At 33.9% G+C, this 23,369-nt stretch carries 17 protein-coding genes; 16 read left to right on the plus strand and 1 reads right to left on the minus strand.

Annotation, left to right across the window (positions count from 1 at the left end):
• The first annotated feature begins 87 nt into the window (after positions 1-87).
• From glnA to rfbB, 12 genes are all read left to right on the plus strand, one after another.
• Positions 88-1,506, plus strand: coding sequence for a type I glutamate--ammonia ligase (glnA, locus tag AC6H0J_RS03975; RefSeq protein ID WP_497512877.1), 1,419 nt, complete (start codon positions 88-90; stop codon positions 1,504-1,506).
• A gap of 122 nt (positions 1,507-1,628) precedes the next feature.
• Positions 1,629-2,420: an ABC transporter permease gene (locus AC6H0J_RS03980; RefSeq protein ID WP_118817279.1), complete on the plus strand. Its 792-nt coding sequence runs from the start codon at positions 1,629-1,631 to the stop codon at positions 2,418-2,420.
• The gene (locus tag AC6H0J_RS03985; protein ID WP_109065123.1) at positions 2,420-3,151 is read left to right on the plus strand and encodes an ABC transporter ATP-binding protein; all 732 of its coding nucleotides are present in this window, start codon (positions 2,420-2,422) and stop codon (positions 3,149-3,151) included. Before AC6H0J_RS03980 ends, AC6H0J_RS03985 begins: the two co-directional genes overlap by 1 nt.
• A 14-nt stretch (positions 3,152-3,165) precedes the next feature.
• Complete coding sequence (locus tag AC6H0J_RS03990; protein ID WP_118817278.1) at positions 3,166-4,923, plus strand: glycosyltransferase family protein; 1,758 nt, start codon at positions 3,166-3,168, stop codon at positions 4,921-4,923.
• Between the two features lie 13 nt (positions 4,924-4,936).
• On the plus strand, positions 4,937-6,088 hold the full coding sequence (gene glf, locus AC6H0J_RS03995) for a UDP-galactopyranose mutase (protein ID WP_118817277.1): 1,152 nt from the start codon (positions 4,937-4,939) through the stop codon (positions 6,086-6,088).
• Positions 6,089-6,140: 52 nt separating this feature from the next.
• The gene (locus AC6H0J_RS04000) at positions 6,141-6,500 is read left to right on the plus strand and encodes a GtrA family protein (protein WP_118817276.1); all 360 of its coding nucleotides are present in this window, start codon (positions 6,141-6,143) and stop codon (positions 6,498-6,500) included.
• 3 nt (positions 6,501-6,503) lie between these two features.
• Entirely contained in the window at positions 6,504-7,415 is a 912-nt protein-coding gene (locus AC6H0J_RS04005; protein ID WP_118817275.1) for a glycosyltransferase family 2 protein, read from the plus strand.
• A gap of 12 nt (positions 7,416-7,427) precedes the next feature.
• Complete coding sequence (locus AC6H0J_RS04010; RefSeq protein ID WP_118817274.1) at positions 7,428-9,536, plus strand: glycosyltransferase family protein; 2,109 nt, start codon at positions 7,428-7,430, stop codon at positions 9,534-9,536.
• A gap of 88 nt (positions 9,537-9,624) precedes the next feature.
• Positions 9,625-10,554: a glycosyltransferase family 2 protein gene (locus AC6H0J_RS04015; protein WP_118817273.1), complete on the plus strand. Its 930-nt coding sequence runs from the start codon at positions 9,625-9,627 to the stop codon at positions 10,552-10,554.
• 1 nt (position 10,555) lies between these two features.
• The gene (locus tag AC6H0J_RS04020) at positions 10,556-11,326 is read left to right on the plus strand and encodes a DUF4422 domain-containing protein (protein WP_497512878.1); all 771 of its coding nucleotides are present in this window, start codon (positions 10,556-10,558) and stop codon (positions 11,324-11,326) included.
• A 10-nt stretch (positions 11,327-11,336) separates the two neighbouring features.
• Positions 11,337-12,752 (plus strand): undecaprenyl-phosphate galactose phosphotransferase WbaP, encoded by a 1,416-nt coding sequence (gene wbaP / locus AC6H0J_RS04025; RefSeq protein WP_497512879.1) that lies wholly within the window; start codon positions 11,337-11,339, stop codon positions 12,750-12,752.
• Positions 12,752-13,768: a dTDP-glucose 4,6-dehydratase gene (gene rfbB, locus AC6H0J_RS04030; protein WP_118817270.1), complete on the plus strand. Its 1,017-nt coding sequence runs from the start codon at positions 12,752-12,754 to the stop codon at positions 13,766-13,768. Before wbaP ends, rfbB begins: the two co-directional genes overlap by 1 nt.
• A 26-nt stretch (positions 13,769-13,794) precedes the next feature.
• On the opposite strand, the gene AC6H0J_RS04035 is transcribed toward rfbB, so the two are convergent.
• A complete protein-coding gene (locus AC6H0J_RS04035; protein ID WP_046952661.1) occupies positions 13,795-15,021 on the minus strand; it encodes an O-antigen ligase family protein in 1,227 nt (408 codons plus the stop codon).
• A gap of 155 nt (positions 15,022-15,176) precedes the next feature.
• Here AC6H0J_RS04035 and pepB point away from each other — a divergent pair, with 155 nt between their 5' ends.
• The 4 genes from pepB to AC6H0J_RS04055 all read left to right on the plus strand — a co-directional run bounded on the left by pepB (position 15,177) and on the right by AC6H0J_RS04055 (position 23,320).
• Positions 15,177-16,481, plus strand: a complete 1,305-nt coding sequence (pepB, locus tag AC6H0J_RS04040) for an aminopeptidase PepB (protein WP_497512880.1) — start codon at positions 15,177-15,179, stop codon at positions 16,479-16,481.
• A gap of 9 nt (positions 16,482-16,490) precedes the next feature.
• A complete protein-coding gene (gene ndk / locus AC6H0J_RS04045) occupies positions 16,491-16,913 on the plus strand; it encodes a nucleoside-diphosphate kinase (RefSeq protein WP_497512881.1) in 423 nt (140 codons plus the stop codon).
• 264 nt (positions 16,914-17,177) lie between these two features.
• The gene (locus AC6H0J_RS04050) at positions 17,178-18,773 is read left to right on the plus strand and encodes a ShlB/FhaC/HecB family hemolysin secretion/activation protein (protein WP_497512882.1); all 1,596 of its coding nucleotides are present in this window, start codon (positions 17,178-17,180) and stop codon (positions 18,771-18,773) included.
• A 173-nt stretch (positions 18,774-18,946) separates the two neighbouring features.
• Positions 18,947-23,320, plus strand: a complete 4,374-nt coding sequence (locus AC6H0J_RS04055; RefSeq protein ID WP_497512883.1) for a two-partner secretion domain-containing protein — start codon at positions 18,947-18,949, stop codon at positions 23,318-23,320.
• The last annotated feature ends 49 nt before the right edge of the window (positions 23,321-23,369 follow it).

Consider the following 23,369-nt stretch of genomic DNA (forward strand, 5'->3'; position numbering starts at 1 on the left):
AATCCCATGAAAAAAAGAAGCGGTTGCATTATAATGCCCCTTTGATTTTTATAAAGATTATATAGATAGCAAAATAGAGGACTCCTTATGCCAAATGCAAATGCAATTGCCAACGTATTCAAACTGATCGAAGAGAACGATATTAAGTTCGCGCTACTTCGTTTCACCGACATTAAAGGTAAAGAACATGGCGTTTCTATCCCGGTTAGCCTTGTTGATGAAGATATGTTTGAAGATGGCAAAATGTTCGATGGCTCTTCTGTTGAAGGTTGGAAAACCATTAACAAAGCCGATATGCTTTTAATGCCAATTGCTGAAACTGCAGTAGTCGATCCATTTGCGCAGATCCCAACACTTTCAATTCGTTGTAGCGTTTATGAGCCAACAACCATGCAAAGCTATGATCGTGATCCGCGTTCAATTGCTATTCGTGCTGAAAACTATATGCGTTCAACTGGTATTGCTGATCAAGCATTCTTTGGTCCAGAACCAGAGTTCTTCTTATTTGATGATGTACGTTTTGATGTATCAATGAACCGCGCTTCTTTCGCCATTGATGATATTGAAGCTGCTTGGAATACCAACAAAAAATACGAAGGTGGTAACAACGCTTATCGTCCATTGAAAAAAGGTGGTTACTGTGCGGTTGCTCCAATTGATACGGCTCATGATATTCGCTCTGAAATGTGTTTGATTTTAGAAGAAATGGGCTTAGTCATTGAAGCTCATCACCATGAAGTGGCAACCGCAGGTCAAAACGAAATTGCAACGAAATTCAACAGCTTAACCTTGAAAGCGGATGAAACACAAATCTATAAATATGTGGTACAAAACGTGGCATTAGAACACGGTAAAACCGCTTGCTTTATGCCTAAACCAATCACGGGTGACAATGGTTCAGGCATGCATTGTAATATGTCATTAAGTAAAGACGGTAAAAACATTTTCCAAGGTGATAAATATGCCGGCCTTTCTGAAACCGCACTTTATTACATCGGCGGTATCATTAAGCACGCTAAAGCATTAAATGCATTTACTAACCCAAGTACGAACTCATATAAACGTTTAGTACCAGGTTTTGAAGCGCCAGTATTGCTGGCTTACTCTGCAAGCAACCGTTCTGCTTCAATCCGTATCCCAGCAGTAACCAACCCGAAAGCAATTCGTATTGAAGCGCGTTTCCCAGATCCATTGGCAAACCCATATCTTGCATTCGCTGCGTTATTGATGGCAGGCCTTGATGGTGTAGTAAACAAAATCCATCCAGGCGATGCAATGGATAAAAATCTTTATGATCTTCCACCGGAAGAATTAAAAGATATTCCAGCAGTTGCAAGCTCATTAGAAGAAGCGTTGAATTCATTAGAAAAAGACTATGAATTCTTAACGCAGGGTGGTGTGTTTACTAAAGACTTTATCGAAGCATTTATTAGTGTTAAACGTAAAGATGTTGAGCGTTTAAACATGACGCCACATCCAGTTGAGTTTGAGATGTATTATGCATAAGAAACAATGGGCTTTTAGTTGCTGAATAAGAAAAGTGCGGTCATTTTTGACCGCACTTTTTGTATGTGATATCACGTTGAATTCGTATATAATCAAAATCCGATTATAGATAGGACTAGATTATGCTAAATAAATTTTTAGAGGGGGTTCGTCGATTTTATGCATTCGATGAGCTTTTAAAACAACTTATCATAAGAGATGTAAAACTCAAATATCGCCGCAGTTATTTGGGATATCTTTGGAGTATTTTGAATCCATTAATGTTAATGATGGTTCTTGTCTTTATTTTTTCTAATGTATTTCGCTTTGATATTCCTAATTTCCCACTTTATATGATTGCAGGACAGTTTTTGTTTAATTTTATGACTGAGGCAACGAATATGTCCGTTGGCTCTATTATCGGAAACGCATCATTACTCAAAAAAACCTATGTACCTAAATATATTTTTACAGTTTCTAGAGTGGGAAGTTCATTAGTGAATTTGCTTTTCTCACTTGGTGCTTTATTGCTAGTTATGGTTTTTACTAATGCTGAATTCTCTTGGAATCTCTTATTTTTCCCTGTAATTATTCTTGAAGTATTAATCTTTAGTCTTGGATTAGGTTTATGGCTAGCTGCAATCACCGTTTTTTTTCGTGATATTCAGTATTTATGGGGCGTATTTATTTCGATGTGGATGTATCTTACTCCATTGTTCTATCCTGTATCAATCATTCCTGAGGAATACCAAGAGTTATACAAAAATGCTAATCCAATGTATGGATATATTGAGCAATTCAGAGATATTGTTTTACATGCAAAATTTCCACAGACTGATTCGATTCTAATTGGTTTTGGTACAGCTATTTTGGTTCTTGTCCTTGGGGCTTGGTATTTTAATAAAAAACAAGACGAGTTTATTTTATATATCTAATGAATAAAGAAACAGTAATTAAAGTCACTAATGCCACTGTGCGTTTTAATAAAGCAACCGAACAATATAATGGCTTAAAAGAATATGTGATTAAGATGCTAAAGGGGGAACTTATGTTCCAAGAGTTTTTAGCATTAAAAGATGTTAATCTTGAAGTGAAGAAAGGTGAGTCTTGGGGGTTAATTGGTACCAATGGTTCTGGTAAGTCGACTCTTTTAAAGTTAATTTGTGGTATTTTAAAACCCTATAAAGGTACTGTAGAGGTGCACGGTAATATTGCGCCATTAATTGAGTTAGGGGCTGGCTTTGATGGTGAGCTGACTGCAAGAGAGAATATCTATCTCAATGGTGCTTTACTTGGGCACAAGAAAGCTTTTATGGAGCAGCATTTTGATGAAATTATTGAATTTGCGGAACTTCAAGATTTTGTGGATGTGCCGCTTAAAAACTTTTCATCTGGTATGGCTGCACGATTGGGCTTTGCAGTGGCAACGATAGTGAAGCCAGAAATCTTAATCGTTGATGAAGTTTTAGCTGTAGGCGATGCGGCATTTCAAGAAAAATGTAAGCAACGGATGGAAAAAATGTTAGCTGGCGGTACAACGCTTTTATTTGTTTCTCATTCTATCGAGCAAGTAAAAGAACTCTGTCCAAACGTAATTTGGATTGACAAAGGTATTGTAAGAGCAATAGGTAACGCAGAGGATATAATCCCTCTATATAATAAATAGGAATGTTAATAAGTATGTTTCATATAGTTCAGAGTGGTATTTTCCCTAAACTTTCATTATGTTCTCAAATTGATCTCTATTTTAGAAATAATCAATTTGCGAATTTGCATATAAATGATTCGTTTTTTTCCTTAGATAAATTTGGAAAAGTAAGTACGGATACATATTTTAATAGTTTAAGTGTAGGAAAATGGAAGCGTTATACAAATGTAAATGATCTTATTTTTTCAATTAAGTTTAAAGGGAAAATTAAAATTATTTGGAATCTGCATAGATTACATTTTAGCCATAGATTGATTGAAGAAATGTATTTTGAAAATGATAATATATCTGAAATTTCGTTTTCATTAACGTTTTGGAAAGATTTAGAGGATGGAATGTTATCATTCGATATTGAGGCTTTAGATTACTCAGAATTATATGATTTTTACTATTCTACAAGATCTGAAATTCTAAATCCGGTATCAATGGGGGTTGTCATTACCCATTTTAACCGACAACAATATGTTTTACCTGCGTTAGATAGATTAAAAAGTGAGTTGTTGTTAGATTCTTATTTTAAGAATAAAGTTTCTCTTAATGTAATAGATAATAGCCAAAATTTACCAGAATTTGATGGTGTAAATATCATTCCTAATGAAAACTTAGGTGGTTCAGGTGGATTTACTCGAGGTTTAATGCATCTTAAAGAAAACGGTAGTTATACTCACTGTTTGTTTATGGATGATGATGCCTCATGTGAGGTTGAAGGCATTAAGCGTACAATATCTTTCTTAGAGCATGCTTTAGATCATAAGACAGCATTAGCTGGAGCTATGCTTAGAGAGGCCGAGATGTTCCGTCAATTTGAAAATGGAGCAAAATTTGATGGTGTCTGTAAAGCAGTTAAACCGAATCTAGATCTAAGAGAGGTTAATTCTTTATTAATCAATGAACAAGAGGAGCACATTGATTACGGTGGTTGGTGGTTCTTTGCATTTCCATTATCAGAAGTAAAACACTATGCTTTTCCTTATTTTGTGCGTGGGGATGATTCTGGATTTAGCCTAGTCCATGATTTTAAAATTTTAACATTAAATGGTATTTCTTCATGGCAAGAAGATTTCTCGTTAAAAAATGGGCCATTACCTCATTATTTAGATACTCGTTATCACATAATGCATTATTTACATAATTTGGTTCAAGGAAATGCAAAAGATGTAATAAAAACAACCGCTAGAATGTGCCTAAAAAATCTATTGGCGTATCAATATGAAACAGCATTGGCTTCCATTCTAGCGATGGAAGATGTGATGAAAGGAAAGTCTTTCTGGGAACAGAATGTTAGTATGTCTGAAAGACGACCTGAAATTCAAAAAATAATTTCTGCTGAAAAAGTTATCGATATTCCTTATGAGATTTCGTCGAATGTTATTTGGGGTAAACCAGAGGAAAGACTTTTTGCTCGATTATTCCGTTGGGCAACATTAAATGGACATATTTTACCAAAAGTATTTTTTAAAAAAGGTATGGTGTGGCAACCTAAAGGATTTGGCGGTAATTTAAGAGAAGTTTATCGTTATAATAAAGTGCTTTATATCCATTGGCCAACTCAAAAGGGTTTTATTCTTGAGCATAATAAGAAAAAATTCTTTAGTTATTTAATTAGATATACTAAAGCTGCGTTTAATTTATATAAGAATTATGATTCTCTTAAAAAAGAGTATCAATCATCTTATGATGAGTTAACCAGTGCGGAGTTTTGGAAAAAACAATTTAAGCAAGATAAATAAAAGGTAAATAGTGATGAAAAAATTTTTATTAGTTGGCGCAGGCTTCTCCAACGCCGTTATCGCTCGCGAATTAGCAGAGAAAGGTTATAAGACTGTTGTTATCGATTCTCGTAGCCATGTGGCAGGTAACTGTCACTCTGAACGTGATACTGAAACAAATGTGATGGTTCATGTTTATGGCCCACATATTTTCCATACAGATAATGAAAGAGTATGGACTTATGTGAACAATTTCGGTGAGTTTATGCCGTTTGTTAATCGTGTAAAAACGATTAGCCAAGGTGCGGTGTATTCTCTCCCAATTAACTTGCATACTATTAACCAATTCTTTGGCAAAACGTGTTCACCGAAAGAAGCAAAAGCGTTAATTGAGGCGCAAGCAGATTTGTCTATTACTGATCCGCAAACCTTTGAAGAGCAAGCTATGCGTTTTGTAGGTAAGGATTTGTATAAAGCTTTCTTCTATGGTTACACTAAAAAACAATGGGGTGTTGAGCCAAAAGAGTTACCAGCAAGCATTTTAAAACGCTTACCTGTACGTTTTAACTATGACGATAACTACTTCGCACATAAATTCCAAGGTATGCCGAAAGAAGGTTATACGCAAATTGTCGAAGCGATTTTAGATCATGAAAATATTGAAGTACGTTTAAATACGCCATTTGCTGAATCGATGAAGGCTGAATTTGATCATATTTTCTGGTCGGGGCCTTTAGATGCGTATTTCAGATTTGAATTAGGTCGCTTAGGTTACCGTACCTTAGATTTCGAGGCATTCCGTGATGAAGGCGATTTCCAAGGTAATGCGGTAATTAACTATGGCGATGAAGAAGTATCCTATACTCGTATTTCAGAACATAAACACTTTGCACCGTGGGAACAACACGAGAAAACAATTTGTTATCGTGAATTCAGTCGTTTGTGTGGTGAAAATGATATTCCGTATTACCCGATTCGTTTAGTGAAAGATAAAGCACTTTTACAACAATATGTAGAAAAGGCAAATAAAGAGACACAAGTGACTTTCGTTGGTCGTTTAGGTACTTATCGTTATCTAGATATGGATGTGACGATTAAAGAAGCATTAGAAACTTCAGATAGTATTAAAGAATCTCTTGCAAATGGTCAAAAATTGCAACCATTTTACGTTAATATGGATGTATAACAATTAGCATAGTAGTTGGAGTTGCCACTCTAACTACTTTAGATTTTATTATATGTGGCTGAAACAATTCTCAAAATACTTTTCTGTAGGTGTGTTAAATACCTTATTACATTGGGTTATCTTTTCGCTTAGTTACTTTATTTTTGATATTGCACAATCAATAAGTAATTTAGTTGGGTTTATCGTTGCAGTAATATTTTCATTCTTTATGAATGCTAAATTCACATTTAAGCAGAATGTGTCAATTACTCGGTTTTTGAGTTATACGATTTTCATGGGATGCTTAAGTTATATAATAGGAGTGCTTGCGGATATATTTCTAATTCATCCATTATTTACGCCTATAATATTTTCTGCATTAAGCTTAATTTGTGGTTTTCTGTATTCAAAATTAATTGTTTTTAGAAGGTAATATATGAAAGTATCATTAGTCGTTCCTGTTTTTAATGAAGAAGATGCAATTCCAATTTTCTATGACAAAGTAAAAACTTATTCTTATTTCAAAGATTTTGACCTTGAGATAGTTTTTATTAATGATGGTTCTAACGATGCAACAGAATCTATACTAAATTCCTTATCTAAAAAAGATAAATCGGTTATATCTCTACACTTTTCTCGTAATTTTGGCAAAGAACCCGCTTTATTTGCGGGTTTAGAGCATTCAAAAGGAGATGTAGTAATTCCTATAGATGTCGATTTACAAGATCCAATCGAAGTAATTCCTAGACTCATCGAAAAATATGAAGAAGGATATGATGTTGTATTAGCGAAACGTTCTAATAGAGCATCTGATTCCTTTTTAAAGAGAAAAACTGCCCTTTGGTTCTATAAATTTCATAATAAAATTTCAAAGCCTAAAATTGAAGAAAACGTAGGTGATTTTAGATTAATGTCTCGTAAAGTTGTGGAGGCAATAAAATCTTTACCTGAGAAAAACTTATTTATGAAAGGAGTTTTGAGTTGGGTTGGATTTGATACAACTATTGTTGAATATACTAGAGAAGAGCGAGTAGCTGGTGCAACAAAATTTAATGGTTGGAAATTATGGAACTTAGCTTTGGAGGGTATCACTTCATTTAGTTCCATGCCATTAAAGTTATGGAGCTATATGGGGTTAATTATTGCAAGTATTAGCTTTTTATATGCTTTTTTCTTAATCGTAAATAAAGTTTTCTATGGTAATCCTGTACCTGGATACCCTTCTATAATGGCCGCAATTTTATTCTTAGGTGGAGTGCAGCTTATTGGGATTGGCGTATTAGGTGAGTATATCGGTCGAATCTATATAGAAACTAAAAATAGACCAAAATATATATTAAAAAAATGAGGATAATATGAAATGAATAAGTTGATAAAGAATGATTTTTCTTATGCTATATTAATTTCCATAAGCATTGTCATTATTTGCCTGTCATTTGAAAAAAGTTTCTTTTTTGTTGATGATGCTCAAAATGAGTTTCTACCGTTTATTAGAGAAATTGGAAAAGGATGGTTAAATGGTGAGATACCTTTTATATTAAAAGATACTTTTATTGGTTCAAATACTATGATTGATATTCATAGGGCTATATTTTTACCACAAAACATTCTATTATCAGTATCATCGGTTTATATTAAATCATTAAAATTGCTTTCAGTGATTTATGCCTTTATAAACCTATTTATAATGTCTTTTTCTAGTCTAAAGATATCACAGGGACTATCACTAAGTAAAAGTGCAGGTATCGTAATCTCTATATTATTTTGCATCAATCCAATATTTCTTTATTTTTATATGGAGTCGTGGTGGAATGCAGCTTCAGGTCAAGCATTTTTTGTCGCTTCATTAGCTAGTGTTATTTGGCTATTTAAAGGGTTTAATTTAAAAAGGCTAGTGCTAAATATTATTAGTGTATTGTGTATATTAGCATCAGGTTGGCCTCATTCAGTCCTTGTATATGCTGTATTGTCTCTAGTTTTTATTTACTTTCTGTATTTAGATAAAAGATATAAAGATATATGGTATTTCTTATTAATCTCTTTATCTATAATTTTAATAGCTATACCATTGTATTCTGAATACATTATATCAGGAGATTTGATCAATAGAGAGTCTTTTAAATTCAATAATACTGGTAACTTCTTATCTACTACATTAAATCAAATAATATTTACATTCAATGCATCATATTTCCATTTTATGCATAGATATGGAGGGTATAATATTACACATATACCATTTGGTTATTCATCTATATATATTTTAATATTTTTGATTTTTGGTAGTGTGAAAGAGATTTTTAATAAAAAAGAAACAAAATTTCTATTTATTCTTACAGTTTTATTTTTCATTTTAACTCAGACCCCTGTAGATTTGGGACCTACGAGATATCCTTTCAGATTTACACCATATTTTTCTGAAGCTCTAATATTATTTTCAGTTGTTTCATTAGAAAAATTTGGAGCAAAAAAATCAAAAAATAGAATTATTGCTTTAGTAATTATTCTTGTTGTATCTTTATTATTATCTATTTTTTCTTTGGATGGAGAACATTCTAAATTTATTATATTGCAAATAATATTCTTCGTGCTTACACTAATCTACATTATGAAATATAAAATAATTTCATTTGTATCTGGGGTATTATATACTGCATCAATGCTATTTATTATGCTTTTTGCTAAGAGTTCTATTATAGGATATTTATCTTTTCCAGATTTGAAAAACGAATTAAATATGGAAAACAATTATTCTAAAGGAGGATATTTATTATCATTAACAAATGGTAGATATCCGAAAGATCATATAGAGGATCTTAACTCAACGCATTTTATGCTATATGGTATTAAGGCAATCAATGGAGCTTCTCCTGTAGGTAATAAATATATTTCTCAATTAATATCAACGTGGTCTTCACAAAATTTTTTCAATGGTGAGAATACAATTGAAAAACTATCTAAGAAATATAATGAATCATGCTATTTTGATTTACTTAATATAGATACGATAGTTATAAATAGTAATGAGATTAAGCCTAAAATGTTAGATAGTTTATATAAATGTAATTTTAAAAAAGTTATAGTTAGAAATCCTAATGTAGTTTTCTTCATTAAAGATAGCTTCTTATTTAAAGGTAATATATCCTATATATCGGATGGAGTTGTTGTTAATGGAGTTAAGTCTCAAAACTATAATAGCGAAGTTTATGATATTACTGGGAAAAAAGGAGACGAAATTATTTTCAGTAGAGTTTTTTGGTACGGATATAAAGGATATATCGATGGTATAGAATATAAGATAAATAATCAAAATGGTCTTCTTAAAATTATCTTAGATAGGGATATATCAAATGGTCATTTGGAAATCAAGTATTTCCCAAGTAGTTGGAAATATTCTTTATGGTTTTCACTGTTCGGTATGGTCCTCTCTATCGTTGTTTTAAATATGGTAAGGAAAAGGAAGTTTTAAGTATGAAATGTAAAAATAGTAAGCCATATGGCTTACTATTTTATATATTTGGTTAGTAATAACATAAAATAGATTAGAATTTAGAATTATGGAATGTAAGAAATTAATTTGTACAGTTATAGTGACTTATAATCGAAAAAAATTATTACTTAATTGCTTAAATGCATTAAAAAACCAGACCTATATTATTAATCATATTGTTGTTATTGATAATGCCAGTACCGATGGTACGGCAGACTTTTTACTTCAAAATAATTGGATAAATAATGAATTTTTTACCTTTATTTTCTTGGATGAAAATAGTGGTGGGGCAGGTGGTTTTTATGAAGGGATAAAATATGCAACAGAACAAGGCTTTGATTATATTTGGTTAATGGACGATGATGGTTTTCCATCTGAAAACTGTTTAGAGAAACTTATGCCTTATTGTTCGGAGAATTGTTATATTGGTCCAATGGTGTTAGATAGTAAAACGAAAAATAAACTCAGTTTTGCTCTGCGTGTTCCAAATTCATTGCAAGTGTTTGATACTTACCAAGATATTCCAGAAGCATTAAAAAAAGAAAATATCATTCTGAATACTGTATTGCCTTTTAACGGGACTTTAATTTCAGCTAAATTAGTCAAAAAAATGGGATTAATTTGTAGGGATTATTTTATTTGGGGAGATGAAAGAGAATACACATTACGAGCAGAAAAGTTTAATGCCAAAATATTAACCGTGATTGATGCGATATTTTACCACCCTATTGATAGTTCTCAATCTTCACCAATGCTATTTGGAAAGTTACGTTTTAATAATGCACACTCAGATTTAAAACAGTATTGTTTTTTACGAAATTCTGTAGCAACTTTTGCTAAATATAAGAGAAAATTTTATGTAGCAGCTTTTTTCCTAAAAACAACTTGGTTTTATGCATTTACTCAACCAAGCTTTTCTCGTTTGCTATTTGCTTGGCGTGCAATGTGGCACGGGCTTACTGGTGATTTTTCTCATCACAAGGATTACTTAAAATAACATGCAAAAGCTTACTGTATTAGTGATTACGCATAAAGACTACGAGTTTCCAAATTCTGCATGCTATCGCCCGCTTTTTGTAGGGGGAAAGATAGCAAGCAGTTTAAAAAGTGAGAAGTTGTACCGAGATAACACAGGTATAAATATTGCTGAGAAAAATAGTAGTTTTTGTGAATTAACAGGACTTTATTGGGCTTGGCAAAATGGTGTGTTTGAGGATAATCAATATGTTGGATTGGTACACTATCGCCGTTATTTTGCAGGTAAAAAGTTATGTTTGAAGAAACAGCATATTGCATCAGAAAGAGAGTTGCTATCTCTTCTAGAAAAATATGATGCGATTTTACCGAAAAAACGAAATTATTTTATTGAATCAATTTATTCTCACTACCAACATGCCCATCATGTTAAGGATCTGAATTGTACAAGGGAAATTATTTCTGAATTGCATCCTGAGTACATAACGAGCTTTGATGCAATTATGCAAGGCCGAAAGATTCATATTTATAATATGTTTGTCATGTCATCAGAGAAAGCATCAGAATACTGTAAGTGGCTTTTCCCTATTTTGTTTGAATTAGAAAAGCGAATAGATACAATCCAGTATGATAGCTACCAAAAAAGAGTATTTGGTTTTATTGCCGAGCGCCTATTCAATGTTTGGATGGTTCATCATCAGTTAAAGTTTTGTGAAATTCAGGTAGTTAATTTGGAAGGCGAGAATTTGTTTAAAAAAGCGATTAATTTATTAAAACGGAAATTTTTAAGATAAGGGTTTCACTATGCATAAAATTACGTGGTGTAAATTTATTTTGTTAGCTACTGATTTTTTTACACTTTTTAGTTCATTATTTATTGCTTATGAAGTGTTAGATATCACTCGTGGCGGCCGTTTTTATTTTCCTTTGGAAGAATTTAATGCTTATGTATTGATTCATGCCTGTGTATCTTTTGTCGGTGTATTATGGTTTTGGATACGATTACGGCACTATACTTACCGCAAACCGTTTTGGTTTGAATTAAAAGAAATTATCCGTACCTTACTGATCCTTTTTATTATTGAATTGGCGATAGTTGCCTTTTCTCGTCTATATGTTTCTCGTTATTTCTGGTCCGTGACTTGGATTTGTATCTTTGTAGGGCTTCCTTTTTTCAGGATTATTGTAAAAAAGCTTTTGATAAAAAGTGGAATATATTTGAAAGAAACGATCATTATTGGCAATGGAAAAAATGCTAAAGAAGTATTTAACGCCTTAAATAATGAATCGTATTTAGGATTCGACATAAAATTATTTGTGACAACGGAAGATTATCATTCAGAGTTTATTGAAGGTATTCCTGTCATGCGTCATAACCCTGAGATGCTAATGAAATTAGTGTCGCCAGAATTTACTCAGTTTATTCTTGCAATTGATGAAGAAAATAAAGCCAAACAAGATTTTTGGTTGCGTTATTTAATTCGCAAGGGGTGCCGTTCTATTTCTGTGATTCCTGATTTTCGAGGTATTCCACTTTATGGCACGGATATGTCTTTTTTATTTAGTCAGGAAATGGTGCTTTTTAGAGTAAATAATAATTTAGCAAAACGTTCATCTAAGATTGTTAAAAGAACCTTTGATATCTTAGGCTCATCTTTTCTCCTGCTTTTATTGTTACCATTTTGTATTCCTTTATATTTTATAATTACAAGGGATGGCGGTAATTTCATATACGAGCATCCAAGAATTGGTCAGCACAAAAAGAAATTCAAATGTTTGAAGTTTCGAACAATGGTGAATAATTCAGATGAAGTGTTAGCAAAGATTTTGGCAACGGATGAAAGTGCTAGATTAGAATGGGAAAAAGACTTCAAACTTAAAAATGATCCACGCATTACACCAATAGGCAGATGGTTAAGAGCGAGAAGCTTAGATGAACTACCTCAACTTTGGAATGTACTTAAAGGTGAAATGAGTTTAGTCGGACCTCGTCCAATAGTGAAAAAGGAATTGTCTTATTATCAAGAGGATGTTGATTATTACCTTATGGCAAAACCTGGAATGACAGGCTTATGGCAAGTCAGTGGGCGAAATAATGTGAGCTATGATACGCGAGTTTATTTCGATACTTGGTATGCTAAAAACTGGTCTTTATGGAATGATATTGTGATCTTACTTAAAACAGCTAAAGTGGTTTGTAAGAAAACAGGGGCCTATTAATGAAGCGAATTCTCATCACCGGCGGTTCTGGCTTCATCGGTTCCGCCCTTATTCGATATATCATTAATCAGACTCAAGATTCTGTTATCAATATTGATAAACTGACCTATGCGGCAAATCAGTCAGCTTTGAAAGAGGTAGAAAATAATCCTCGCTATGCTTTTGAGCAAATTGATATTTGTGATCTTAAGGCGATAGAGAGTATTTTTGAAAAATATCAGCCTGATGCAGTGATGCATTTGGCGGCAGAAAGTCATGTCGATCGTTCTATTTTGGGAGCAGCTGATTTTATTCAAACCAATATTGTTGGTACTTATACGTTGTTAGAGGTTGCTAAGAATTATTGGCATACCTTAGACGAAGCTAAAAAAACGACTTTTCGATTCCACCATATTTCTACAGATGAAGTATATGGGGATTTATCCCTTTCTGAGCCTGCCTTTACTGAACATTCCCCTTATCATCCGAGTAGCCCTTATTCAGCCTCAAAAGCAGCGAGTGACCATTTGGTGCACGCTTGGCATCGCACTTATGGTTTGCCGGTGATTATCACAAACAGTTCCAATAACTATGGGGCTTATCAGCATGCTGAAAAGCTTATCCCTTTAATGATTTCAAATGCGCTGATGGGAAAGCCTTTGCCAATTTATGGTGATGGGCAGCAGATACGTGATTGGTTATTTGTGGAAGATCATGTTCAAGCTTTATATTTAGTTTTGACAAAAGGTCGAGTCGGGGAAAACTATAATATCGGTGGAAATTGTGAAAAAACAAACCTTGAAGTGGTTAAAACAATTTGCCAATTACTCGAAGAACTTGCACCAAATAAGCCTAATCACATTAAGTATTACGAAGATTTAATGACTTTTGTAAAAGACCGACCTGGTCACGATGTGCGATATTCATTGGATTGTTCTAAAATTCATGCAGAATTAGGTTGGCAACCGCAAACAACCTTTGAACAAGGACTTCGTCAGACGGTAAAATGGTATTTGTTTAATGGTTCCTCTTATTAAATAGAGTAAACGATAAGAATGTTTATCTATTTTGTGATTTTTTCTCTTTTTATTAGACAATAAAATATAAGATAGTTGAAGAAGTAAAAAATATTGCCTGAGTTATGAGCCAAGAATGACTGGCTTGTGAAATAAAATATATGGGAAACAATATGTATAATTCCTAAAATACAAATACATTTTGTTTCTAAATTATGGGTATTTAAATTTCTAATAAAGAAAAATAATGGTGTTAGAATAACAAGAATCAATCCTATAAATCCAATTATCCCCCGTTTCACCCAAGACTCTAAATATTGGTTATGTAAACTGTTAAATCCTAAAGTGGTTTTAGCCATTTGTTTAGATTCTACTTGTTTATGTTTAAATGACTCGTATCCATTACTTCCATGACCAAAGATAGGTGCTTCCTTTATAGCAATTAAGGCATTTTCCCACATATCAAAGCGAGCCCCTAAGGATGTATCTTTATTACTTTCTTCAAAGTAATTAATGATATCTGATTTTGCTTCATTATAACGTTGCTCAATTCCAAATTTAGAGCTTGAAAGTAATGTGGAAAATCCCAGGGTGGTTATTATAAATAAAGATAGAATTAATTTTTTATTAATATATTTTCTATATAGAACTAAAACAATAAAAAATACAATAGGGAAGCCAACCCATCCACCTCTAGCTCCAGATAGCGCACTAGTACTTACAGCTAGTATCAGACCAATCATTCCGAATAGTGCTGATTTATATTCTTTTTTTATAGAAAAATAGATACTAATAATAAGACTTGATATTGCTAAAGATATGGAGATATCACCCATTTGTATATGCATTGTTTCGGGGAATGGTTTTTCATATCCTAATGCAAACTTCTGAAATAACGCAACAAATCCTGTAATTAATGCACTAGAAGGAATTGCATATAAAATTGTCTTCCTTTTTATTGGAAAGTTTTTGAATAAAAGTAGTAGGGGGATGAATAAAAGAAGTCGGCTTGGATTGTCTATTTCTCTAATCCCATCTTTGTTGATAATGATGGATAATAAGAATGTGCAGAAATAAAATAAAAAAGAAAAAATCAGTTTTTTATCTTCAGTGCTAAAAGATAGTTTTTTCTTTAATGGTATGAAATAAATCAATCCAATTGCGCTTAATATTATTGGCGCGTAGTTATAACCCTTTGGAATGATCAAAACGGTTAAGAAAAATAGGGAAACTAAGAGGTTAATTGTAAATGTTAGATGTTTTTCTTGAATCATACGAATAAAAGTATGTACAAACTTAAATTGAGTAGATTCTACCTTAAATATTTGTAAAATGCTTGTTATTAATGATGGAATGATGTGAAATTAGGTATAAAATTTGGTATAGTTTTTAATCTTTTTTTGTTTTATGTATGATGTGTGGGGAATATATGCAAATCACGATTTCAAATGCGTTAGCCTCTGACGCTTGGGGAAAAAATGCTATTTTGAGCTTTGACTCTAATAAAGCTACGATTCATTTAAAAAATAATGAAAAAATTGACCGCACTTTAGTTCAACAAGGCGCTCGTAAATTGCGTGGGCAGGGAATTAAAGATGTGGAATTGGTCGGTGAAGAATGGGATTTAGAATTTTGTTGGGCGTTTTATCAAGGTTTTTATACCGCAAAACAAGATTACGGGATTGAGTTTCCTCATCTCGATCATGATCTACAAGATGAATTATTAGCGCGTATCGAATGTGGTGATTTTGTGCGTGGGATTATTAATGAGACAGCACAAATCCTAACACCATTAAAATTAGCAGAACGTGCAGCTGAATTTATCTTAAACCAAGCGGACATTTATAATGAAAAAAGTGTGGTAAGTTTTAAGATTATTTCTGGTGAGGAACTTGAGCAACAAGGTTATCACGGAATTTGGACTGTGGGTAAAGGCTCTGCTAACTTGCCAGCAATGTTGCAACTTGATTTCAATCCAACGCAAGATCCGAATGCGCCAGTGTTAGCTTGTTTAGTTGGTAAGGGGATTACTTTTGACAGTGGCGGCTACAGCATTAAACCAAGTGATGGTATGAGTACAATGCGAACTGATATGGGCGGGGCTGCATTATTAACGGGGGCTTTAGGTTTCGCAATCGCTCGCGGATTAAATCAACGCGTTAAACTGTATTTATGTTGCGCAGAAAATTTGGTAAGCAATAATGCATTTAAACTGGGTGATATTATTACTTATAAAAATGGCGTGACAGCAGAAGTGCTGAATACTGACGCTGAAGGGCGTTTGGTGTTAGCCGATGGATTAATTGAGGCTGATAACCAAAATCCAAGTTTTATTATTGATTGTGCGACGTTAACTGGTGCAGCAAAAGTGGCTGTAGGAAATGACTATCATTCTGTATTGTCTATGGATGATGATCTCGTGAAGAATCTTTTTCAATCAGCACAAGAAGAAAATGAACCCTTCTGGCGTTTACCATTTGAAAATTTTCATCGCTCACAAATTAATTCATTCTTTGCTGATATTGCTAATATTGGTTCAGTTCCAGTTGGAGCGGGAGCAAGCACTGCAACTGCATTTTTATCGTATTTTGTAAAAAATTATCAACAAAATTGGTTACATATTGATTGTTCCGCGACTTATCGTAAATCTGGTAGTGATTTATGGGCTGTTGGGGCAACTGGGATTGGTGTGCAAACTTTAGCAAATTTAATGTTATCAAAATCATTGAAGTAAGGAGATATGATGACAGAAAGAACTTTTTCGATTATTAAACCTGATGCGGTAAAGCGCAATCTAATTGGGACGATCTTAACTCGTTTTGAGCAAAATGGCTTTAAAATCATAGCCTCTAAAATGGTTCGCTTAACTCGTGAGCAGGCAGAAGGCTTTTATGCCGAGCATCAGGGCAAAGAATTTTTTGCTCCTTTAGTTGATTATATGATGTCTTCACCGATAGTGGTTTCTGTTCTTGAAAAAGAAAATGCAGTGAAAGATTACCGCACTTTGATTGGTACAACGAATCCAGAAACTGCAGCAGAAGGTACAATTCGTAAAGATTTTGCATTAAGTCAGCGTGAGAACTCGGTTCATGGTTCAGATAGTGTGGAAAGTGCAAATCGTGAAATCGCCTATTTCTTTACTGATTCTGAAATTTTTGAGCGTTGATTCTTAGCTTGCAAGAAGTGATATACATTAAAGGCTAATTGCCATTTTTATTCTTGATAGTGACTAAATTGATTTAGTCTCATTACGCGCCATTTATATAAAGTTTATCGGATTCAGTATCTTGAACTCATAAATGTATAAATGGCGTTTTAGTATTATTAGAACGTTAGTTTTGATTATAGTTATAAGCACTTCTCTTATTAAACTAAGAAGTAGATTCCGATATACTGAATATAAACTGTAATTGTTATTAAGCTTTCTCATATGAAATACCTTTCTTTCTCATTTCTTTTACTTGCTACTTCACCTATGGTTTTAGCAGACAATTTGGCTCAATCATTTCAACAAACTAAACAGCAATTCAATGAATTTCAATCTTTGAATCAAAATCGTTGGATTCAACAACATTCTTTTCAATCTGCTACTCAACAATCAAAAAATGATTCTCTTTCAAAAGCGTGTTTAAATTATCAAGGCATTCAATTTAAGGGCGTGACACTTGTTAAGGCAGACCACTTATTACCAAAGAAAGAAGAGTGCATAAATGAGAAAAGACTGAATCAGCTTAGTCAGCAGCTTACACAGGAATATATTGATAAGGGATATATTCATAATCCATTCCAATTTGAAGATGATCACTCAGGTTTATTAACTTTGCATGTTTTTGAAGGAAAAACTACAGCATTAGAAAGTGATGATAAGCAACTTAATTTAAATCAGTTGTTACCAAATGTTTTGGGTAATCCCCTTAAAGTGCAAGATCTTGATCAAGCACTTGATCAAGCGAATCGTATACCTGGAAACAATGTGACCGTTGATGTTTTGCCTGCTAAAAATGGTGAAATAAGATTGTCTTTTAGTAATGAGTCAACTTCTCGTATTTCAGGAACTATTGGTATAGATGATCGAGCGTCAAAAAATTATGGACGTTGGCAAGCACGTGCTGCTGTGAACATTGGAAATCCGTTTGGTTTATCCGATACGTTATATTTAAGTGGAGCACATACTTTAAAATCCCGTTATCAATTTAACCGCTCTTTGTTACTGCATTATTCTTTACCATATGGATATTGGACATTTAGTAGTTTTGCATCTTTCTCACAATTTAAATCACCTTTAATACTGGAAAACTTTTCTTTACAGCAAAATGGTCGTACTGTTCAAGCTGGAATTTCAGCTGAATATGTTTTCCACCGGGGGGGGAATCATATATCTACATTTTCTACCCAATTTGAAAAACTCAATAGTAAGCATCGTCTTGAAGATGTAGTGTTGGCATTACAAAGTCCGACACTTTCTAGTATTTCTGTTGGTATCAATCATCTCCAATTATTTGAAAATGGAAACTTAGTTGTCGATATTCGTTACGAACAGGGAAACAACAGAGGGGAAGAACAACCTGAATCTCAATTTAAACGTTGGAATTTGGATCTGAAATTTAATCGTTATCAAGCGTTAGCTAGTGAGCTTTTTCGTCACTCTCATCAGCTCACCGGGCAATATAGTTCGCATTATTTACCATCGGTAAAACAAGAGGATTTAACAGGGTATAATCGTGTTCGTGGGCTAAATGATTTGAATCTATCGGCTGAAAAAACTCTTGTATCACATAACGATATTGCTTGGATCAAGCAAACGAAAATAGGAACATTTTCGCCTTATTTGGGGTTTGATTTAGGTGTACAGAAATCTGTTAATGAAGATCAACGTGAAAAAGCACTTGCTTATGCGATAGGATTAAATTGGTCTTATAAAGCATTTCAAGCAAATCTTGAATGGGCAACAGGACGATTATTTGATAAATCAGATGGAGTAAAGCAAGAGCGTTTTATTTCAACGAATTTTGTCTATTTGTTCTAGTGTAATTAATAAAAAATCTTAATCTTGTGATATAGATCACATTTTCTAGATTTTAAATACTGGTCGAACTTCTCTGATTTTGTTTTAATACAAAAACTTTTCATAACTATTAAGAGGCGCTATAGCTACATAGTGAGTGTCTCTGAATTCTTTTTTATCTTAGAGGTAATAATATGTCTAAATCTTACTCATTAAGTAAAATTTCTCTCGCCATTACACTAAGTATTGCAGGGCAGTCAGCTTTTGCTGAGATCAATTCTGCAGACAGTAATACTCAAGTTAGTAAAAAACAAAATATTGAAATCATCAATATTGCTAATCCAAGTAATTCTGGGCTTTCCCATAACCGATATAATAAATTTAACGTAGAGCAAGCGGGCGCTGTTTTAAACAATGCGCGTCAAAATGGAAAGTCCCAACTTGCTGGCGATCTTAATGCTAACCCAAATCTCAAAACTCAATCTGCAAAAGTTATCCTTAATGAAGTGATTAGTCGTAATCCTTCTAAAATTGCAGGTAAACAAGAAGTTTTTGGGGATAAGGCTGATTATGTATTGGCTAACCCAAATGGAATTAGCGTTGAAGGTGGTGATTTTATAAATACCCCTAGAGCTTCTTTAGTCGTTGGTAAACCTCAAGTATCGGCTGGAAATTTAAATGGTTATGATGTTACTGGCGATAAGGAATTGAGTACCAATGGCAAAATTACAACAAGTGGTGATATTGATTTAATTGCACCACAAGTAAATATTGCTGGTCAAATCACAACAAGTGAAGGGGTAAATGTTATCGCAGGTAAAAATAAAATTACTCGAGAAGATAACGGAACATTAAAAATAACCACGACAGAAAAAACAGGGCAAGTATTAGATGGGAGAGTGGTTGGTAGTATTCAAGCTGGCCGAATTCGTATTCATTCTGCAGATGACCGAGCCACAATTACAGCTCAATCAACAGAGTTAAGTGCAAAAGAAATTAGTATTACAGCTGGTCAAGCTAATATAAATGGGAAAGTAAGTCGTGGAGATGGTTATAGTTCAGGTAAATCTGGCAAAGTAGGAACCGTTAATGTTCGTGAAGAACGTAGTGGCACCTCTGAAAATTATCAAGCGACACATATTAAAGCAGATAAACTTAATATTAATATTATTAATCAATTGAATATTAATGGTGCCGATATTCAAGCTAAAAGTAGTCAAATCAATGGTGGTGGCGTTCATTTAGGTTCAGAAAAAACGGTTGTTGCCAATAAATCCAGCAAGTTTCAAAACAAAGGTAGTTGGTATCGTAATGAATTGGATAGCAACAAAACAGAAATTACTCACCGTACGACTATCGAAGGCGACAATATCAATATAGTTGCTACAAAAGGTAAAGTGACCACTGAAGGTGCAAATATTTCAGCAAAAACAACCGCACTTTATGGCGAACAAGGCATAACTTTACGTGGCACAAGTGCGACTCAATCTCAATCAGCTTATGCTGATTTCAAAAATGAAACGGCTCGTTTAAAAACGGGCACGAGCAATCAAGATAGTCATATTCAACGTTATACTGCAACTGAAATTTCAACGAAAAATGATCTTGTTTTAGGTGGCAAAGGTGATGTTAATCTTATCGGCGTGGTTGCTAAGGTTGATGGAGACTTGTTAGCTAAAAATGAAGGAGATTTAACTTTTAACGCAGAAAAAACAACGGAGCATTATAGTTTAAATGATCATATGCGTTTTTGGGGGGGATTGGCTGGTTCTAAAACTGTGGGAACAGGGAGAAACGCTGAGATTATTCATGGCTCAGATCTCACCGTAAGAGGTGATGCTGTATTAGATGCTAAAAGAGGCGTCCATATTACTGGTAGTCGAGTGGTGACTGGTGGTAATGGTGTTGTAAAAGGAAATGAGGGTTTTTTAACTATTGATAGTGCTCATGCCGATAAAACTTCGAACGATTATGCTCGTCAGGGGACGATTTTTGATATAACTAAAGCTCGTAAAAGCAGTTATGAACATACTTCCACTGCGCATGGTTCAACGCTTAAATCAGAGTCAAACCTACAGCTTTCTACTAATAAAAATGTCAGTATTATAGGCTCAAATGTTCAATCTGCTGGTTTACTGGATATTGCTGCGAAAAGCGGTATTGAGATTAAAGGTGCGACTAACCATATTGAAAAATCTTCAAATGAAGTGGGCTTTAGTCTTTTTGGGAGATTTGATGGCTTAAAAAATACATTCCAGCATGAGCATTTAACAGCTAACTTAAATATAGATAACAGTAAAGGTAAACCAAGTATTAATTCTGATGCTGAAATCAGTATTGATAAAAAGCCCGATGCGAGAAAAGCAGAAGGTAAATTCCATGTGGGTTTACATGCCTATAACAATAGTCAAAATAGCCAAGCTACGACGCATACTGCCTCAACATTAAAAGGTGGGGACGTCTCTTTAACTGGAAAAAAAGTGGTGATTTCTGGTAGTGAAGTTGCTGCAACAAAAGGTAATTTGACTATTCAAGCTGATCACATCTCTACGAAAGCAGATTCTAACGAATCTATCCAAAATAGTGTGAAAAACGAGGTGAATATCGGTTTAACTGGTACAGTAACAGAAAGTAAAGTCAGTGCTACTTTAGGTACAAGCGTGAATCATTCACTTAATTCATCTGTAGATAATAAAGCACAAGTGAGTAAGCTTTCCGCTGCAAATAATGTTCAACTTAATGCAAATCGTATTGAGCATCAAGGTACACAAGTACAGGCTAATGGAAATATTCAAGAAAATGCCAAACAGATTGTTCATTCTACCGCACAGGATAGCCATAATGGTTTTGGTAATAATGTAAATGTAGGAGTAACAGTTTCAGCCAGCATTGATAATAAAAAAGTATTTAGCGTTCAAGCAGATCTTTCTGCAAAAGGTGGGCGTGAAACATCCTCAAGTGTTACTCATCATGCTTCAGCATTGCAAGCGGGTAAAAATGTGGATGTAACGGCAAATCATATTCAAGATAATGCAACGAAATATAATGTGGGTGAAACGGCTCAATTTAACTCACAAAATCATCAACTTGTTGCTGTCTTTAATCAGACTTCAACAGACAAAATGAATGCGGGAGCAAGTGTGGGTGTTTCTGCGAATACGAGTGATTTCCAACGTTTTAATGTATCCGCTAATGTAGGCGCAAATTATAGTCAATCAAGCAATCATGAAAGCAATTCAGTGCAAGGTTCTATTAACGCTAAAAATATAAACATCAACACAGGTAAATTAAATAGCCAAGCAAATATTCATGGAAAAGAAAATGTGAATATTAATGCTCAAACTGCACAATTTAATCAAGCAACAAACAGTAAGAACCAATCTGGTGGTGGTTTTGATGCTAAGTTAGGTGTCGGTGCAATGGTTGTACCATCGGCGGGAGCTGCAGTACCATCTATTGATGTAAGTGTGTCTGCAAATGGTAACCAAGGTAATCAAAGCCAAGCAGTAACAGGCTCTATTTCTGGTAAAAATGTGAATGTCCAAACTCAAGGCGTGTTAAATTTGCAAGGAACTAATGTACAGGCTACAGAAAATGCAAATTTATCGGGTAAGCGAGTAAATATCACGGCAGGAAATAATCATAATCAAAATACGGCAGCTACCGTAGGATTAGGTGTAAATATTGGTGCTGATGTATCTAATGTTAACTTTAATGCGAATGTTGGCGTAAATGTTAGTAATAGCAAAACTCATACTGGTGTTTCAGTAAACGGCGAGAATGTCAATATTACCGCACAGAATGGGGTGAATTTACAAGGCGTAAACTCTCAATCTCAAAATCTTAATTTAAATGCAGGTAAAGGTAATTTATCACTTACAGCAGCAAAAGATAATGTGAACAAAACCGATGTATCCGTAGGATTAAAATTAGGCGGCAGCGTTAATGATCAAAAATGGACGCCATCATCTGGTAGCGGAAATTTATCGGTAAATGTTATTCGTAATGAAACTCATACGGAAACCGCTATGAATACCAATACAGCGACAATTAATGCTGGTGGTAACGCTAAATTTGTGGGTGGTTCTGTTAATGCAAATCATGTAAGCGGTACAATTTCTGGGGATTCTCACACTGAACAACTAGCAAATAAAGTGAATGAAGTGAGTGTCAATCTCTCTGCTAATGGCAGTGGAAAACTCGCTGTTCCAACAGTAGATAAATGGGCCGAAAGTGCTAAAAAAGATTGGGATAATGGGACTATTGCTGGTGTGAAAGCAGACGCAAAAGTTGAAGTTAATGCGAAAAAACAACAAACTGCAACTAATGCTGGGGTGAATGCTAAGCATAATCAGGTTGTAGTAAAAGGTGTCAAAACCCGTACTGAAATGAAGAATGCTCATAGCCGTCAACTTCATTTTAAAGTAGATGCTACAACACAAATTAAACAACGTGTAGAAAGCAAACTTCCAGAGAGTGTGAAACCAATAGTCAAACCTATACGAGGTCTCCACTTACAATTGGTAAAAAATAATAAATCAAGTGTTAAAGTGCGGGTAAAACACTAGAAGTTTTCATCTAAGGTATTTCCTTTATATAATAAAAGCACCTAAACAA

It is taken from the genome of Haemophilus sp. THUN1691, from assembly GCF_059704425.1.

Excerpts from the sequence above, each read along its gene's own strand:
- glnA (WP_497512877.1), top strand. The coding sequence starts at position 88 with ATGCCAAATGCAAATGCAATTGCCAACGTATTCAAACTGATCGAAGAG.
- AC6H0J_RS03980 (WP_118817279.1), top strand. The coding sequence starts at position 1,629 with ATGCTAAATAAATTTTTAGAGGGGGTTCGTCGATTTTATGCATTCGAT.
- AC6H0J_RS03985 (WP_109065123.1), top strand. The coding sequence starts at position 2,420 with ATGAATAAAGAAACAGTAATTAAAGTCACTAATGCCACTGTGCGTTTT.
- AC6H0J_RS03990 (WP_118817278.1), top strand. The coding sequence starts at position 3,166 with ATGTTTCATATAGTTCAGAGTGGTATTTTCCCTAAACTTTCATTATGT.
- glf (WP_118817277.1), top strand. The coding sequence starts at position 4,937 with ATGAAAAAATTTTTATTAGTTGGCGCAGGCTTCTCCAACGCCGTTATC.
- AC6H0J_RS04000 (WP_118817276.1), top strand. The coding sequence starts at position 6,141 with ATGTGGCTGAAACAATTCTCAAAATACTTTTCTGTAGGTGTGTTAAAT.
- AC6H0J_RS04005 (WP_118817275.1), top strand. The coding sequence starts at position 6,504 with ATGAAAGTATCATTAGTCGTTCCTGTTTTTAATGAAGAAGATGCAATT.
- AC6H0J_RS04010 (WP_118817274.1), top strand. The coding sequence starts at position 7,428 with ATGAATAAGTTGATAAAGAATGATTTTTCTTATGCTATATTAATTTCC.
- AC6H0J_RS04015 (WP_118817273.1), top strand. The coding sequence starts at position 9,625 with ATGGAATGTAAGAAATTAATTTGTACAGTTATAGTGACTTATAATCGA.
- AC6H0J_RS04020 (WP_497512878.1), top strand. The coding sequence starts at position 10,556 with ATGCAAAAGCTTACTGTATTAGTGATTACGCATAAAGACTACGAGTTT.
- wbaP (WP_497512879.1), top strand. The coding sequence starts at position 11,337 with ATGCATAAAATTACGTGGTGTAAATTTATTTTGTTAGCTACTGATTTT.
- rfbB (WP_118817270.1), top strand. The coding sequence starts at position 12,752 with ATGAAGCGAATTCTCATCACCGGCGGTTCTGGCTTCATCGGTTCCGCC.
- AC6H0J_RS04035 (WP_046952661.1), bottom strand. The coding sequence starts at position 15,021 with ATGATTCAAGAAAAACATCTAACATTTACAATTAACCTCTTAGTTTCC.
- pepB (WP_497512880.1), top strand. The coding sequence starts at position 15,177 with ATGCAAATCACGATTTCAAATGCGTTAGCCTCTGACGCTTGGGGAAAA.
- ndk (WP_497512881.1), top strand. The coding sequence starts at position 16,491 with ATGACAGAAAGAACTTTTTCGATTATTAAACCTGATGCGGTAAAGCGC.
- AC6H0J_RS04050 (WP_497512882.1), top strand. The coding sequence starts at position 17,178 with ATGAAATACCTTTCTTTCTCATTTCTTTTACTTGCTACTTCACCTATG.
- AC6H0J_RS04055 (WP_497512883.1), top strand. The coding sequence starts at position 18,947 with ATGTCTAAATCTTACTCATTAAGTAAAATTTCTCTCGCCATTACACTA.